The organism is Steroidobacter cummioxidans (genome assembly GCF_003104955.1).
The window spans coordinates 77252-92953 of sequence record NZ_LSRW01000022.1 but is presented as its reverse complement, the minus strand read 5'-3'; the positions used below and the strand labels follow the sequence as shown (position 1 = coordinate 92953).

General features: G+C 62.6%; 13 protein-coding genes. 6 read left to right on the top strand and 7 right to left on the bottom strand.

Annotation, left to right across the window (positions count from 1 at the left end):
- Positions 1-89: 89 nt before the first annotated feature.
- From D0550_RS13980 to D0550_RS13970, 3 genes are all read right to left on the bottom strand, one after another.
- Positions 90-1526, bottom strand: a complete 1437-nt coding sequence (locus D0550_RS13980) for an MFS transporter (protein ID WP_206606277.1) — start codon at positions 1524-1526, stop codon at positions 90-92.
- Complete coding sequence (locus D0550_RS13975; RefSeq protein ID WP_206606276.1) at positions 1523-3910, bottom strand: TonB-dependent receptor; 2388 nt, start codon at positions 3908-3910, stop codon at positions 1523-1525. Before D0550_RS13975 ends, D0550_RS13980 begins: the two co-directional genes overlap by 4 nt.
- 102 nt (positions 3911-4012) lie before the next feature.
- Positions 4013-4594, bottom strand: a complete 582-nt coding sequence (locus D0550_RS13970; RefSeq protein WP_116809806.1) for an HD domain-containing protein — start codon at positions 4592-4594, stop codon at positions 4013-4015.
- A 135-nt stretch (positions 4595-4729) separates the two neighbouring features.
- Here D0550_RS13970 and D0550_RS34615 point away from each other — a divergent pair, with 135 nt between their 5' ends.
- Together D0550_RS34615 and D0550_RS13955 are read left to right on the top strand one after the other, a co-directional pair.
- Positions 4730-5380, top strand: a complete 651-nt coding sequence (locus tag D0550_RS34615) for a TetR/AcrR family transcriptional regulator (RefSeq protein WP_161965819.1) — start codon at positions 4730-4732, stop codon at positions 5378-5380.
- Entirely contained in the window at positions 5377-6108 is a 732-nt protein-coding gene (locus tag D0550_RS13955) for a Crp/Fnr family transcriptional regulator (RefSeq protein WP_116809805.1), read from the top strand. The genes D0550_RS34615 and D0550_RS13955 overlap by 4 nt, the downstream gene beginning before the upstream one ends.
- On the opposite strand, the gene D0550_RS13950 is transcribed toward D0550_RS13955, so the two are convergent.
- Positions 6040-6816: an HpcH/HpaI aldolase family protein gene (locus tag D0550_RS13950; RefSeq protein ID WP_153067164.1), complete on the bottom strand. Its 777-nt coding sequence runs from the start codon at positions 6814-6816 to the stop codon at positions 6040-6042. The genes D0550_RS13955 and D0550_RS13950 overlap by 69 nt on opposite strands.
- A 129-nt stretch (positions 6817-6945) precedes the next feature.
- Between D0550_RS13950 and ilvD the strand changes: the two genes are divergently transcribed.
- Entirely contained in the window at positions 6946-8589 is a 1644-nt protein-coding gene (gene ilvD / locus D0550_RS13945; protein ID WP_206606275.1) for a dihydroxy-acid dehydratase, read from the top strand.
- 104 nt (positions 8590-8693) lie between these two features.
- Positions 8694-11138 carry a TonB-dependent receptor gene (locus D0550_RS13940; RefSeq protein WP_116809926.1) on the top strand — a complete coding sequence of 815 codons (2445 nt, stop codon included), beginning with the start codon at positions 8694-8696 and terminating at the stop codon, positions 11136-11138.
- 124 nt (positions 11139-11262) lie between these two features.
- On the opposite strand, the gene D0550_RS13935 is transcribed toward D0550_RS13940, so the two are convergent.
- Genes D0550_RS13935 through D0550_RS13925 form a run of 3 tightly spaced genes read right to left on the bottom strand, consistent with a single transcriptional unit; the run spans position 11263 to position 14382 of the window.
- Positions 11263-12498 carry a dipeptidase gene (locus tag D0550_RS13935; RefSeq protein ID WP_116809925.1) on the bottom strand — a complete coding sequence of 412 codons (1236 nt, stop codon included), beginning with the start codon at positions 12496-12498 and terminating at the stop codon, positions 11263-11265.
- Between the two features lie 5 nt (positions 12499-12503).
- Positions 12504-13406, bottom strand: coding sequence for a hypothetical protein (locus D0550_RS13930; RefSeq protein WP_116809803.1), 903 nt, complete (start codon positions 13404-13406; stop codon positions 12504-12506).
- A gap of 16 nt (positions 13407-13422) precedes the next feature.
- A complete protein-coding gene (locus D0550_RS13925) occupies positions 13423-14382 on the bottom strand; it encodes a hypothetical protein (RefSeq protein ID WP_116809802.1) in 960 nt (319 codons plus the stop codon).
- A gap of 264 nt (positions 14383-14646) precedes the next feature.
- On the opposite strand from D0550_RS13925, the gene D0550_RS13920 reads away from it, so the two are divergent.
- Together D0550_RS13920 and D0550_RS13915 are read left to right on the top strand one after the other, a co-directional pair.
- Positions 14647-15078, top strand: coding sequence for a DUF6152 family protein (locus D0550_RS13920; RefSeq protein ID WP_116809801.1), 432 nt, complete (start codon positions 14647-14649; stop codon positions 15076-15078).
- Between the two features lie 178 nt (positions 15079-15256).
- Entirely contained in the window at positions 15257-15679 is a 423-nt protein-coding gene (locus tag D0550_RS13915) for a CHRD domain-containing protein (RefSeq protein ID WP_116809800.1), read from the top strand.
- The last annotated feature ends 23 nt before the right edge of the window (positions 15680-15702 follow it).

The window sequence follows — 15702 nt, the reverse complement described above, 5'->3', positions numbered from 1 at the left end:
CGACTTCGCCTGCACGTGAACGTCAGAGTCTCACGCGAGCGACCTGCCAGGGTCGTTGACCTGCCTCACAAGAAAGCTCGGCAGGTGGATCAGTCAACAGGCAGCTGAGGGGACTCGGCACACTTTCGGTGCTCGCCTCGGCTTCGAGCGCGTTCCAGGCGCTGGCGTAGCTCCAGTTGCTGTTCGGCGCCGATCGGAAAGCGCCACATCAGTGCCATGACCGCAAGGTTGCAGACCATCGGCACCGTCGCGAACAACAATGCGAGATTGCGAGCTGCGGCGGAGTTGTCGCCGGCCGGATCGAAGCCCATCCATTGCAACGCCCAGAACGTCGCACCAACGGCGAGCGCACCGGAACCCTTGCGGGTCAGCGCCATGAACGAATAGAGCACGCCCGTGCGCTGCCGACCGGTGCTCAGCTCGTCCAGATCGGCGACATCCGCCATGATCGAACGGAACAGGACACCCGCACCGCCGACGTTCACGCCCAACAGCACCATCAAGCCAGCCGCAGCCAGCATGTTGCCTTGAGGAATGAGCAGCGTCAGAGGCGGTGCCACGACATAGAAGGCGCAACAGCCGACCAGCGTGCGGTGCTTACCGAAACGACGGCTGGCCCGAACCACCAGCGGCACGAAACCCAGACCCGCAATGAAATAAATCAGCATGAGCAGACTGGCGGAGCTGCCCAGGCCCCATACATGCGTCGCGACGTAGACGAACAGTGCGCCGAGCGCGGAGCCGGCCGAGCCGCTGATCGCGTCGGCGATCACCAGCGTGCGCAAGGGACGGTTCTCAGCGAGACTGCCCAATGCATCCTTGAAAGACAGCTTCGGCTGCGGCCGAGCCGGCCGTTCCTTCACGCTCCAAACATTGATAGCAACCGCAATCGGCAGCAGCACGATGATGAACAGTCCCATGGACGCCACGCGGATCGTTTGAAAATCCCCCGTCGAAAACTGCTCGATGACCGCAGGAATGGCGAGCACGAGCGGCACGCCGATGATCTCGCCCGCCTCTCTAAAGCCATGCACGCGAGAGCGTTGATAGTAATCGCCGGACAGCTCCGCTCCCCACGACAGATGCGGAATGGTCAGCATGGTCCAGCCGAGGTAGAGAACGAAAATCCAGAACAGCAGATAGCCGGTCGTGACCGGTGCCTGCGGCAGAAACACGAACCACGTCGAAATACAGATGAGCGGCGTCGAGATCACCAGCCAGGGCCGCCGCCGCCCCCAGCGCGTCGGATAGTGATCGGACACGAAGCCCATCAACGGATCGGTCACCATGTCCCACAAACGGGCCAGCATGAAGATCGTGCCGACCGCGCCCAGACCGAGTCCCATCGGCCCCGCGTAGAACTGCGGGATGTACAACGATATCGGCAAGCCGAGCGCTGCGATCGGAATGCACGGAGCGGCGAACGCCATGAGCAGCCAGCTGGAAAGCCGCCGCTCCGGGTGTGCCGCCCCTGCAGGACGCGTGTCGGCGGTCTGTTCGGAAACGATCTTGGCCTGTGCACTCAAAATGCAATCCTCAATGTCGCACCCCAGGTGCGCGGCGCTCCCAGGAACGCGGCGGTCGTGCCTGGTTGTAGTGGTCCGTCGAACATCGACTGGTAGTACTCAGCGTCCGTGAGGTTCTGCGCCCAGAGCTCCACGGCCCACCGCTCACTCTCGGGACCTACGCCGATGCGCGCGTTGATCACCGTCAGTTCGTCTTGCACGCGAGTGAGATCAGTAGCGCTCATCGCATGACGCGAGTTGTAGCGAGCGCTGACGTTGGTCCGCAATTCCAATCCGCCGCCTATGGGATGCCGGTACGTTGCTGCCAGCGAGCCCGACCAATGCGGCGCGTTGGGAAGTTGCGATCCCACGATCGCGTTCGACAGCCCCTGCGGTGGCGTGAAGTTTCCATACTTCGCTTCGGCGTAGGTCACGCCGCCCTGCAAACTCAGCCCGCCGACCGGACTTCTCCAGAGAAAGTCCATCTCGGCGCCGCGCGAACGAACGTCGGGAATGCCGGTAACGATGAACCCGATCCCGGTGAACAGGTTGTACTGATAGCCCGTGAATTGCTCGTCGAACAGCGCGGCGTTCAGCAGCAGTTGCTCATCCATCAGCGTGGCCTTGGCGCCCACCTCATAGGAATCGACGATCTCGGCGCCGAAGCTGGTGTCCGGATCCGGTACGCCAATGGCGATGCGAGAGCGATCGAGGTTGAAACCGCCAGCCTTATAGCCGCGCGCGTAACCGCCGTAGACCATCAGGCTGTCAGCGAAGCGATAGCTGGCTTTGATCTCACCACTCCATTCGTCCTCGCTGCGCTTCTGCTGCGTGACCATGCCGTCGAACGAAGCGTCGGCCCATGGCAGGCAGATCGTCCCGAGCACCTCCGGAACGTTGGCCGCACCCACGATCCCGGCGATGATCGCCGTGCGCCCGAGCGCCGCCTGACATGCCGGGCTGGAGCCGTTGAAATAATACGTGTCGAGTTTCTTCTCTTCCTGGGTATAGCGCAGACCCAACGACAATGAGAGCCGGTCGGTCGCGTGCAGTGTTTGATTCGTGAACAGCGCCGTCGAGCGCGATGTCTGCCGATAGTGCGATTCGGTATTCAAACCCGAGAAGTTGGTGCCGAAAGGCCGGCCCGTCAGAATCGAAACGAAGTCAGCGCGCGCGCCGTTCGAGAGCAACAACCCCAAATACGGCTCATAGTCCGGACCGTAGTATTGCGTGGCATTGCGGTCGAGATCCTCGCCTGCATAAAACCCGCCGACGAGCCAGTCGATGCGCCCCGCCGTTCCCGCCAGACGCAGTTCCTGAGTCAGCTGGCGGAAGCGGTAGCCGTTGCGATCGTCGGCCTCGCGATACCAGATGTCCGCGGATGTGAAATCCGAATCTTCGCCGTTGATCACCTGCCAATCGCGAACCGCGGTGATCGATGTGAGCGCCGCCTGCCCCAGCCACGGCGTCGTCCAGTTCAACTCAACGGACACTCCCTTATCTTCTATCTCCTGCTGCGTGTTGCGATTGGCGTAGGCGACGCGCTCGAAGGGAGCCGCCGGGCGCATCACGCCTTCATCCGTTGCCAAAGCATCGATCAGCCCCGCAGCGGGGCCGGTTGTCTGCTGGACAGCGACACAGCAGAACTCATCGCGCTCGCTGAAGTCGGCGATCATTCGTATGTCGAGGTTGTCGGTCGGCGTAAAGAGCAGCTGGCCGCGGACGCCTCGAAGATTCTGCGTCTGATCTTCACGCGCCGTGCGTGGCCCCTCGCCAACGCGCACGTCATAGAATCCGTCGCGCTCCGCGCCTACGAGATAGATTCTTCCGGCCAGCTGATCGGCGATGAGCGGACCAGTGGCTGAAACCGCGCCGTAGGCGGCGCCATAGTTGCCGAAGGTCGCCTCGGCCTGTCCGCCGAAGGTGAACTCCGGTCGCTTGGTCATGACTCGGATCACGCCGGCAGAGTTGTTCTTGCCGAACAGCGTGCCCTGCGGGCCTTTCAGCACTTCGACGCGCTCCAGCTCGCCTAGATCGCCGAGGCCGATGCCGGTGCGAGGACGATAGACGCCATCGATCTCCATGCCGACGGACGACTCGAGTCCGGGGTTCTCGCCGGCTGTGCCGATATTCCGCAGACGCGCAGTGCTGGTGGCTTCGCTCGACGTGGAGATCACTTGCAAGCCTGGCGCGAGCACGGCTAGATCCCTCAGATCGCGCACGCCCGCATCTCGCAGCAGTCCCGCGGACAGCGCCGTAATCACAATGGGCACGTCCTGCAAGTTCTGCTCGCGCTTCTGCGCGGTGACGATGATCTCCTCCACCGCTCTGCCGCCGCTATCCGATTCGACATTGACGTCTTCTGCCAGCACAGGCGTGCCGGTCGTTGCGATGAGTGCGCACAAGAGCGCCCCGTTCCGCTGTCGAGCGTAATGCATGGATATCCCCCGTGTGTGTTGCGGCTCATTGCGGCCGCTTCGTGATCAATCGTTGGTCACATCGCTCTATCAGCCAGGCAGGTAGATCGACCGAACCGGCCGCTCGAAAATCCGCCGCAGCATCGGCTCGAAGGCATCGAGCGGCAGGCTGTCGTACTCAGGATCGAACGACGTCTGGTCATATAGGTGACAAAACTCGGCCGTGTAGTCGAACCATTCGTGGCCACGAAACCGATCGCGCATGTTGCGGTCGAGCCCGCCGAAGTGGAAAAAGTAATAGCCCTGGAAGATCGCGTGCTTCTCCACCATCCAGTGGTTTTGCCCCGATACGAACGGCTGCAAGATGGCGGCAGCTACGTCGGCGTGGTTGCGCGGCCCCAGCGTGTCGCCGATGTCATGTAGCAAAGCGCAAACGACATACTCTTCGGTGCGCCCGTCACGCAAAGCGCGCGTGGCAGTCTGCAGACAGTGCTCGAGACGGTCCACGGCGTAGCCGCCCGAGTCTCCTCCCAACAGCCGCATGTGATCGAGCAGCCGATCGGGCAGCTGTCGCCCAAACACCTCGGCTTCGCGTCCGATGATTTTCCAGTCGTCGAGCGTGCCGTCGACCATTGCCGCAAATCTCGCCCTGACCTTCTTTGTTTCGGACATCCCCCGCCTCCTAGCACCGTACCTGTTGCTGGCTATTCGATACGCTGCGTATCGAATTGTCAATACGCCGCGTATCGAGTTGGCGGTGTGGCCCGCCGACCGCTATGCTCACGGCGTGCTTTCAGGAGAGCGACTTTGAGACAGAACACCGTCACGGGCCGCCGTCGTCCGCGTGTCCGCCCCACTCGAGAGGAGACGCGTAGTGTCATTCTCACGGCGGCTGAACAAGTCTTTCGCGAGCGCGGCTTTCAGCCGGCCACTGTGGAGGAAATCGCGGATCGCGCGGGCTTTACCAAGGGCGCGGTCTATTCCAGCTTCGCCAACAAAGACGAAATTTTTCTCGAGCTGATCGCAGACCGAGTCGAGCGCCGCGCGGCTTACGTGGCCAGCATTGCACTCGACGCCCGCCCCGGCCGAGAACAGGCTCGCGCGTTGGGCGCTGCGCTGACCGAGCTCATGGATCGCGAGCCGGACTGGACGCCCATGCTGTTGGAATTCTGGATCCATGCGCTGCGCGATCCGCAGCTGCGCGGCAAGCTCGGCGCGCTACGACAACGTCTGCGCCGTGCAATTGCCGCCGCATTCGGTCCCGATCTTTCGCTACCGCCCGAGGCAGCGGCGACTGTGGTGTTCGCACTCGCCAACGGTCTGGCCCTCGAGCGACTCACGGACCCGGATGCAGTTCCCGCGCAGATGCTGCCGGGAATCCTCGAACGACTGCTTCCGACCGACAGCGGCCTTCCCAAGAAATCGACCGCACCTCGCCGCAAGGACAAGCGGTCGTGAATTGGATCGAGCTGCTGTCGCCCGTAGCGCGCTCCGCCGTGCGGCAAGCGATGACCACGCGCGATGTCTCGCATGGCACGAACATCTATCGCCAGGGTGAACCTGGGACGGCGCTGTTCGAGATCATGAATGGACATGTGGCGGTCGTGCGGCTTTCGGCGGACGGCGAAGAAACATTGATCGCGATCTTCGGTCCCGGCGACTGCATCGGGGAACAAAGCCTCGCACACGGCGAGCCGCGCCAGACCGGAGCCCGGGCATGCGGGGCCGTACGCCTGGGCACCCTGGGTCGAGGCTGTTTCGAGCAGCTGCGCAAGACTCATCCTGAAGTGTCCGATCGCCTGCTCGAGTTCGTCGCCCGGCGCCTGGGACAGACCGTGGCGCTGTTGACGGAGCAACGACAGTTTTCGCTGAGCGAGCGGCTGCTGCGCCGCTTGCTCATCCTGGCCGGCACCTGCGGCCGCGCCGTGGGAGAGACTGTCGAGATCGAGCTGCGGCTCAGCCAGGGCGAGCTGGCGAAATGGGTGGGAGCATCCCGCCAGCGCGTGAATATGGCCGTACGAGATCTGCAACGCGCCGGCATCATCTGCTGGCCCGCCAACCGCTCGCCACGCATCGACGTTGATGCCGCCGTCGCCGCACTGAGGCCGAAGACCGGATCAGCCCTGACTCGCGTTCGCCCCTCGCGCCGCATTCACGAAACCTCTGCAGCCGCCCACCAGCACTGAATCCATGTAACAGGCGATGAATCGTGCGCCGAGGCTGCGAGCCATCGCCGCTTGCTCAGGCTGCGCGATCAGTATGCCGAGGTGCTTACCACTGCCCGCAACGGCACGGGCCACGTTCTGTATGGCCCCGATCACCTTGGGATGTTTCAAATCCATGCAGTGCCCCAGGCTGGTCGAGAGATCGGCGGGACCGATGAACACGACGTCCACCTGATCGCAGGCGAGGATTTCCTGCACTCGATCCACCGCCTCGGCGGTTTCGATCTGAGCGATCACGAGCGTCTCGCTGTTGGCGCTTTCGATGTACGCCGACAGCGTGCCGGCAAGACCGAAGCTCGCAGCGCGCGTCGGCGCCAGTCCGCGTGCGCCGAGCGGCGGATATTTGACCGCCCTGACCAGTTCGGCCGCGCCCGCCGCATCGTTGATCATCGGCGCCATGATCCCTCGGGATCCTGCGTCGAGAAAGCGATTGACCATGTGAGGCTCGCGACCCGGAGTACGAACGAGCGGCGTGCAACCGCGCCGCTCGCAGGCCCGCACTAAGTCCTGCACCTCGCGTGGGCCGAGGCTGCCGTGCTCAGCGTCGAAGATGATGAAGTCCCAGCCGCTCATGGCCAGCAGCTCGGCCTGGTTTGGATCGCCGTAAGGGTTGAGCAAGCCGAGCACGGTCTCGCCCGCCTGCATACGCGCTTTCAGTGTTTCAGCCATCGTCTTCAGCACCTCAACGTGATGACCACAGCTTGAGGCTTGCGCGCGCGCTCGCCTGTCACTTACGTGACAGGCCAACCCGCCTGCGACAGTTAAGGTGAACAGGACAAGAAGTTCTGGAGATGCTTCGTGGCAGGCAAAGACAAGAGCAAAGTGTTGACCGAGAGCGGCAATCCGCTGATGGACGTGTTCCGAGGCGGCCTGTTCCAAGCCCTGGGGACCGACGTTGCGGGCCTGAAGCGTCAGCCGTTGATCGCAATTGCCAACTCGCACTCCGAGTTCACCGCCGGACACACTCACTTGCGCACACTCGGCGAGAAAGTGAAGGAAGGCGTGCTGATGGCCGGCGGCCAGGTCGTCGAATTCAACGTGCCGGCACCTTGTGACGGCATGGCGATGGGCCACGACGGGATGCGCTATGTCCTCGCACAGCGAGACCTGATCGCCGATATCGTGGAGACCCACGTTCGTTCGCAGCGGTTCGACGGGCTCGTGCTGATTGCGAGCTGCGACAAGATCAACCCGGCCATGATGATGGCGGCCGCGCGTCTGGACCTTCCGGCCATCTACCTGGCCGGCGGCCCCAACCTCTATGACGTGCGCCATCGCAGCGACTTCAAGGGCAGCATCGAGCCCGACGACTACGAAAGTCGTGACACCCGGGTCGCAACGGTCCAGTGCGGAACGTGCGGCGCATGCGAAATCATGGGCACCGCAAATACGTTCCAATGCCTCGCCGAGGCGATGGGGATCTGCATCCCGGGGTCGTCCAATGTACCCGCCTATCACTCCGACAAGCTCAAATACGCACGACTCACCGGACAGCGCATCGTTGCCATGGTCAACGAGGGCCTGACTTTCCGGCGCGTGCTCACCCGGCCGGCGATCCTCAACGCGGTCGCCATGAACATGGCGATCGGCGGCTCCACCAACGCCACGCTGCATCTCCCCGCGATCGCCCACAGCGCCGGGTTCGAGCTGCCGCTCAGCGTGTTCGACGAGTACAGCCGAAAGATTCCAACACTGCTGGCAGTGGCCCCCAACGGACCCTGGGGGCTCACGGACGTCTGGGCAGCGGGCGGCATGCCCGCGGTGCTGAAGATGATGCAGCAAGACCTGGACTTGACCTGCCTGACAGTCATGGGGACCCCACTGGCAAACGTCGTGGAGCAGGCTCGCGTCACCAACTCGAAAGTCATTCCGCCACGAGACAAACCGTTTCGAGCGGACGGCGGCCTTGCGATCCTGAAGGGCAATCTCGCGCCGGAGGGTTCAGTCATCAAGCAGGCTGGCGTCAAACCGGAACTGCTGCGTTTCGAAGGTCCCGCGGTGTGCTTCGACTCCGAAGAGAGCGCGATCGAGGGCATCAAGTCCGGCGCGGTAAAACACGGCGACGTGGTCGTGATGCGCTATCTCGGCCCACGCGGCGCACCCGGCATGCCTGAGATGCTTGGCGTCACCTCGATGCTGAAGGCATTCCGGATCAGCGCCGCACTGGTCACCGACGGCCGCTTCTCTGGCGGCACATCGGGTCCCTGCGTGGGACATATCACGCCCGAAGCGTCAGCGGGCGGCCCTATTGCCGCCGTGATGAATGGCGATCGCGTGCTCATCGATGTATCGCAACGACAACTGCATCTGGACGTGCCGGCCGAAACGCTCGCGAGCCGCCTGGCCGCCGTGACACCCGTCGAGAAAGAAACGCCGACGGGATTTCTCCAGCGTTATCGCAAATATGTGAGCTCAGCGGCCCGCGGGGCCATTCTCGAATAGCCCGAGCTAGTGATTACTCCAGATGCCGGCGCGCATAGAGGCTCAGCGCCTTGGATCTCTACCTCCGCGGTCTGCATCTGGTCAGCAATCCCGCGTTCCACGTCATGGGCCAGTCACATAACGTCACACTCCGCGCATATAACCATCGGTGGTTGGACATCTCCCCTGCCAGCCACCAATGTTTGCTGACAAATTTTCTTCTGGCATTCGACTGGGGAGTCTTCGTGATCGATCGTTTCGTTGCGCGCCTCATCAGCGGCGCGCTGTTGCTTGGCATCGCCAATACGGCCAGCCTGGCCGCCGAAGATGTCGAACAGGTCGTCGTGACCGGGCGTCGAATCTCCGAGGCGTCGGCCGCAATCGGCACGGATTCCATCAGCAACACGATCTCCGTTACGCGCGAGGCTCTGCTCTCCGCTCCTTCCGGGATCTCCGGCTTGAAAATGCTGGAGTCGCTCCCCGGCTTCAACGTGCAGGCAAACGATGCGCTGGGCCTGTACGAGTTCGGCAACTCCGTGTTCGTGCGTGCCTTCAACTTTCAGCAAATCGGCTTCCTGCTGGATGAGATTCCCATGGGACGCTCCGACCAGTTCGGCGGCAGCCCGATCTTCCGTTATGTCGACAACGAGAACCTGGGGCGAGTTGCCGCCTCGCAAGGCGCTGGCGACGTTTCCAAGGCCAGCTATGCCTCGCTGGGTCCCATCGTTCAGTACTTGAGCGTCGATCCCGCCGCCGAATTCGGCGTCACGCTCGCGCAAACCATCGGCAGCGACAACCTGCGACGCTCCTTCATCAAAGTGGAGAGCGGCGACCTCGGCGGCTTCTCCGGCTACTTGAGCCGCTCAAAGATCGACGGCGACCTGTGGCGCGGCCCGGGCTCGATCGACCGTGAGCACATCGAAGCAAAACTGCGCTATCGGTTCAGCGAGACTCACGATCTCACATTGCAGGGCGTGTACAACGACTTCTTCGACTACGACACGCCCGCTATCAGCAAAGCTCAGTACGCGGGCGCGGCCAACGATCTGTTTGGCCGCAGCGGCCGATACTTCGCGTATCTTGGTTATGTGCCGGACTTGCCGGTCAGCGTCGCTGGCATCCCCTACTCCAACACTGCGTACAACCAGTACTATCAGCAGGCCATCAATCAGCGCACCGACTATTTGTTCGGGCTGACCGATCGGGTGCAGATTTCCGACAGCTTGCGACTGACGACAGCGATTTACTACGAAGACAAGGATGGCTACGGCGTGTCGCCCGAGGCGTATTCCACTTCCATCGCCCGTTACAACTCCGAGGCCGCTTTCGTGCCCGGCCTGGTTGCGCCGCGCGGGTTGCAGTATGGACTGTCGACCATCGCGGGCGATCGGCGCGGCATCAGCACCAGGCTGGAATACGAGCGGGGCATTCACACGCTGCAAGTTGGCGCGTGGTACGAAGTCGATGAGTATCACCGCACGCAGGCCCGATATAACCAGGTGGGCGGCAATCCCGCCGGCGAGCCGCTGCTGCACGAGCCCGTTCATTTGCAACGCGACCACACCTCACAGCGCAACTCGCTACAGCTCTTCGTCAAAGACACCGTGTCGCTGCTCGGCGAGCGGCTGCAACTCGAGCTCGGCTTCAAGGCGCTGAATCTCGATTATGAGATCGAAGGCTTCCGCAACGCCGCCGATTACATCGCCCGACGACGCGCCCGCATCACCGACAGCTGGGACGACGCGTTCCTGCCGCAGATCGGGGCGGTGTTCTCTGTGAATGCCACAGATCAGTTGTTCGCGTCCTACTCCGAGAACCTGGCGCTGCCTCGTGGCGCCGACGACGTATTCGCCGGCCCGGACAATCCATTGGTCATCCAGAGTCTGGACGCGGAGACGTCGAAGAATATAGAGATCGGCTATCGCACCAATCGGCCGACCTTCAACGCCGCCCTGGCGCTGTATCGAACGTCATTTGAAAACTTCCTGCAGGCGTATAGCGCCGCGGTGCCCGGCGGGGGCGGCCGAACCGAGACTTTCTATGCGAACGTGGGCGACGTGGAGGCCTACGGTGCCGAGCTGAGCGGCGTCTGGAAGCCGCACCTGTTGCAGGAGAAGGTGTATTTCAATGCCAACCTCACCTACAACGTCGCCGAGTTTCAGGACGACTACGCCACCACCAACCTCAACACCGGCGGCACGCTGAGCACCCTGCCTATCAAGGGCAATCGCCTGCCGGACAATGCGAAATACGTGCTGCAATCCGGCGTGACGTTCGAGCCGTCGTCGTGGATCATCGTGAACTTGTCGGCGCGCTACCTGAGCAGCCGCTTCAGCAACTACGTGAATGCGGAGCAGATCGGCGGCTACACGATCTATAACGCCTATGTGGATCTCGGCGGCGAAGGATTGGATCTGGGGCCCGTGCGCGACCTGAAGCTGCGTTTCAACGTCGACAATCTGACGAACAAGGACTATCTCGGCACAATCAGTACGGTTGCCACCGGTGCGGCCACGTTCCGTCCGGGTCCGGATCGCACCTATCAGGCAACGCTGACGGCAAGCTTCTAACGATTGATGGCGGCCCGCGCGCGTAAGGATGCGTGCGCGGGTTTATTTATCGTTACCGTGCCGACGGCTGTCCGGAGCAGCCCCGCCACGTATCGCCGGTCGTTTCAAACGGTATGACGACCGGTCATTCCGTCCCCGCTCGCTGCGCGTAATCTTCGGCGGCCTTCAGCACACGTAGCGCATTGCCGCTCCAGATCTTCTCGATGTCCGCAGCGCTATAGCCTTCCTGCAGCAGCCGCGCGGTGATCTTCGGAAGCGCGGTCACGTCGTCCATGCCGATCACACCGCCACCGCCATCCCAATCGGCACCGATGCCGACATGGTCCGGCCCGACCAGACGCAGAGCGTGCAGCAGATGGTTCATGAAGTCCTCGAAGGTCGCGCGCTCCAGCGGATACTGCTTTTCGATGGCACGACGCGCCTGACGCAACTCTGCCGCCTTATCGGCCGATAGATTTGCGGCGGGACCGTACTTCGCACTCAGCTCGGCGAACGCCTTGTCCCGCTGCGGAATCGGCGGAATCCGTTTCAAGTAGGCCCCCAGCGAGTTCATCTGGATCACGCCGCCGCTCGCTGCCAGCTTGCGGAGCCGATCGTCATCGATGTTGCGAGGATGGTCGAACACCGCCTTACAGCCCGAGTGCGACAGCATTACCGGCGTGCGCGACAACTCGATCAGTTGGTCGAGCACGTCATCGGAGGCATGCGAGGCGTCCAGCACGATGCCGAGCCGATTCGCCTCGACCACCAGCCGCTTGCCCAGCGGACTCAATCCGTTCCACTCCTTCGCTGGGTCAGTGGCTGAGTCCGCGAGGTCGTTGTTGCGGAAGTGCACCGGCCCGAACAGCCGCACGCCCAGCGAATAAAACGTTTGCAGCAACGTGGGATCGAGGCCGAGCGGATAACCGTTCTCGATGCTCAGATACACCACTCGTTTGCCTTGTGCAGCGATGCGCGCCGCATCGGCGGACGTGAGCGCCAACTCGAAGTGTTGAGGATTGCGCGCGACCACCTCGTGAATGCTAAGAGCACGCAGCAGCGCCGTATCGCGTGCGGCCGCAAACCCCTCCGACGTACGAGGACCTTGACCCGTGTAGATGGCCCAGAACCCGCCGTCCAATCCGCCTTCGATCATGCGCGGCAGATCGACCTGCGAACCGTCGTCGTCGAAGGAATGTCGAGCCGCGACATTCCAACCGGGTTTCACGAAGTTGGCGGGTGCATCCAGATGCGTATCCAGCACCAGCATCCGCTCGTGCAGGCGTTTAGCCTCGGCTGCATCGACGGGGCTCGCCCCATGCGACTGCACGCCATACAGGGCAGCCGCCGCCAACGACAGACGGCAAGCCCGCTTCAGCATCGATTTCATTCTTTACTGTTCTCGTAAGCTTCGGGCCCCGGCGGTACGTCGGGGAGCGGCTCACTGTAACCGAATCCCCGGTTGCCGTCCGGTCCGATCACGCCGGCGCCCGGACCGATCAGCTCGCCGGACAAGTTGCTCTCGTTGCAGGCATATTCCTTTTGCCCCAAGCCTTCATCGGCTCGCACCCAGGTGCGCTTGAACGTGATCGGCCGCGTGTAGTACTTCGGATCGGTGACGGTCATCTCCAACTTGATGTGGTGATAGTCTGGCCGCGACCAGCGCTCGATCACCCTCGTCTGATCGCTGGTCGGATTGCCGTTCTCATCCAGCCAGATGCGATCCTTGGCGCTGTCCTTCAGACCGCGCGTCTCGATGACCAGCGTGTCGCCCTGCCAGTGCGCGATCGGATGGCCGAAGTACAGCGGCTCGAGCTGCTTGCCATGCTTCAACTTCGGGTCGATCGTGACCAGCCGGGACGTGTTGTAGTTGTACGTCGTGGCGAGCCGCTGCGGCGTGTGCAGAATCTCGAACGGCAGGCCGCTGCCGTTGTGGCGAGGGATACCACCAAGAATGCACTGAGCTTCCGGATCAACGGTGTGATTCTGTGTGTAGACCAGCGCGCGCTTGCCCACCTCATTGAACGGCAGAATGAAGTTCGGCTCGTCCTTGCCCAGGTTGCCGCCGGGTTTGCCAGGCTCTCTCAAGGGACGCCAGAAGCCGCTGAGATCGGGCTTTCCGTCCAGGCCGCGCGGCGTCGGTAACGTCGGACCGGTATAGGCTTGTCCACGCATCAGTTGCGATGTTTGATCGCCATCGGCGGGATTCGTCGGCGGTGTTTGAGCACTGGCCAGCAACGACAGTGACGCGAGCAGCGCGCCACCGGTGCAGCGATGAATGTTCGGCATGTGCGTGACTCTCAATTTATCGTGCGGCGGCGGACGACGGCGGCGATGGCAGGTCCGACGGCTTGGGCTTGTTGGAACGGAACAGCCAGTACGCGGTGCCACGCGATGAGTCCACCGAACCGAGCGGCAGATCGGGCACGACCTGGGCATTCGGCCCGTAGCCGCGATTGCCGTTCGGACCGATGACACCCGGCCCTGGCTCCAGGTGCGTGACGACCCACGGCGTATTCCATTCGCACGAGAACTCTTTCAGTCCCTCGCCCGGCGCGCCCAGCACCCAGCTGCGCTGGTAGTGGATGGGCTTGGCGTAGTACTCGCTGTCGATGTAAGTCAGCGACAGATTCAAGTGATGAAAATCCGGGCGCGACCAGCGTTCGATGACGCGCGCCGTGGCGCTCTGCGGATTGCCGTTGTCGTCCAGCCAGACCCGGCCGTCGGCACTGTCCTGGAAGCCGATGGAGTCGATCACCAGGGTGTCGCCCTCCCAGTGTCCCACGGCATTGCCCAGATACTCCGGATCCGGGTCCTGCTCGTGCTGACGGCCATCGAGCCACACCCAGCGATGCCAGCTGAGTTGATGAAACGTGCCCAGGCGCTTGGGTGTGTGCAGGATCTCGAACGGCAGCACGCTGGTCAGCAGACGCGGAATGCCGGTGATGATGCAACGAGCCTCCGGATCGACGACCTGGGTGAGATTGTCGCGCAGGATCTGCTCGCCCTTCGGGCTATACGGCAGCCGCAAGCCAGGTTCGTCCTTGGCGAGATTGCCATCGGGCTTACCGGGCTCATGCAACAGCTTCCAATAGCCGGTCAACAGCGGCTTGCCCTGCGCATCGCGCGGTGTCGCCACCTTCGGGCCGCGATATTCCTTACCCAACAAGACATCCGCCGACGGCGGCAATGTCTGCGCGACTCCCGCCTGCGTCAGCAATATGACAACTGCCGCCAGCAGCGGCCGGCATCGGGAAGCAAACATATCGTCGTCATCCTCGTGAGTGCACTCTGAGGCGACAATGACAACACAAATGCGCACGCTCTTCGCGTCCGTCGGAAGGGCAGTTCCGCCGTTACTTGACTCATAAACAAACGCTGCGTTTGTTACCGGAAAGAGACTTTCGCCGATCCATCCTGGTGACCGCGCATGGAACATCTCGACTCCCCGCGCGCGCGTGGTACTGTGATCCGGGACTGTCCGCACATTCCAACAGGCATTCTCCGCATTCATCGCCACGGATTTCCCATGAACCTTCGCAACTCGTTCGTGCTCAGCGCCGCGCTCGCTTCGTTGTTACTTTCCTCCGCCGAGGCCCATCATTCATTCGCCGCCATGTACGACGCCGCCAAGCCGGTCCGCCTGGTCGGCAAGCTGGTCAAGGTGGAATGGACCAATCCGCATTCCTATTTCCATCTGGAGGTGACCGGCAAGGATGGCAACCTCGCCACGTGGGCGTGCGAAGGTGCCGGCCCGGGCGCGCTGTCGCGTCGGGGTTTCAACAAGAGCGACATCAAGATCGGCGATACGCTGATCGTCGACGGCTACCTGGCGAAGGCCGGCGGCAAGATCATCGATGCGCGCCGCGTGACGCTGCCAGATGGCAAGGTCGTCAGCGGCGGCACGCCAGGCGATGGCGGCCCGGGAGACACGACCGGAGCGACTCCACCCGCGCGATGATTTCACGAGCGTTCGCGCAGGACGCAAAGCGCCTGTCGAACACCGAATAACCAATCGTTGTCGGTGCGAACCGTTTTGTTCTGTGACTGATATTTCTCCCTGAATCGACTGACACCGTGACCGGGGCGCCGATATCTTCCAATGATCGGCGTATGCGCGCCACAGCAGCGGAGGTCTCATGCTCGAGAGCAATCAGAAAGCGCTGGGTTTCGGAGCAATCGTAGTTGCGTTGGCGCTGGCCAGCGGCGTCGCCTCCGCGGACGGCAAAATCACATTGTCAGGCAGCGAGGAAGTGCCTGCCGTGACTACCAGCGCCAGCGGCACCGGAACCATCACCGTCAAGAACGACAAGACCGTCACCGGCAGCGTCACGACCAAGGACATCGTCGGCGTGGCCGCTCATATCCATCTGGCACCCGCGGGCAAGAACGGTCCGCCGGTCATCACGCTCACCAAGAAATCCGACAACGAGTGGAACGTGCCGGAAGGCTCGAAGCTCACCGATGAGCAGTATGCCGCGTATCAGGCCGGCCACCTGTACGTCAACGTGCACAGCGCCGCCAACAAGGCCGGCGAGATACGAGCTCAGCTCAAACCCTGATATTTCGAGGCGCGGCCCACCAT

What these genes read in the sequence shown, in the direction of transcription:
- D0550_RS13925 (WP_116809802.1), bottom strand. Translation starts at nt 14,382, where the DNA reads ATGTTTGCTTCCCGATGCCGGCCGCTGCTGGCGGCAGTTGTCATATTG.
- D0550_RS13935 (WP_116809925.1), bottom strand. Translation starts at nt 12,498, where the DNA reads ATGCTGAAGCGGGCTTGCCGTCTGTCGTTGGCGGCGGCTGCCCTGTAT.
- D0550_RS13950 (WP_153067164.1), bottom strand. Translation starts at nt 6,816, where the DNA reads ATGGCTGAAACACTGAAAGCGCGTATGCAGGCGGGCGAGACCGTGCTC.
- D0550_RS13930 (WP_116809803.1), bottom strand. Translation starts at nt 13,406, where the DNA reads ATGCCGAACATTCATCGCTGCACCGGTGGCGCGCTGCTCGCGTCACTG.
- D0550_RS13920 (WP_116809801.1), top strand. Translation starts at nt 14,647, where the DNA reads ATGAACCTTCGCAACTCGTTCGTGCTCAGCGCCGCGCTCGCTTCGTTG.
- D0550_RS13940 (WP_116809926.1), top strand. Translation starts at nt 8,694, where the DNA reads ATGGGCCAGTCACATAACGTCACACTCCGCGCATATAACCATCGGTGG.
- D0550_RS13915 (WP_116809800.1), top strand. Translation starts at nt 15,257, where the DNA reads ATGCTCGAGAGCAATCAGAAAGCGCTGGGTTTCGGAGCAATCGTAGTT.
- D0550_RS13970 (WP_116809806.1), bottom strand. Translation starts at nt 4,594, where the DNA reads ATGTCCGAAACAAAGAAGGTCAGGGCGAGATTTGCGGCAATGGTCGAC.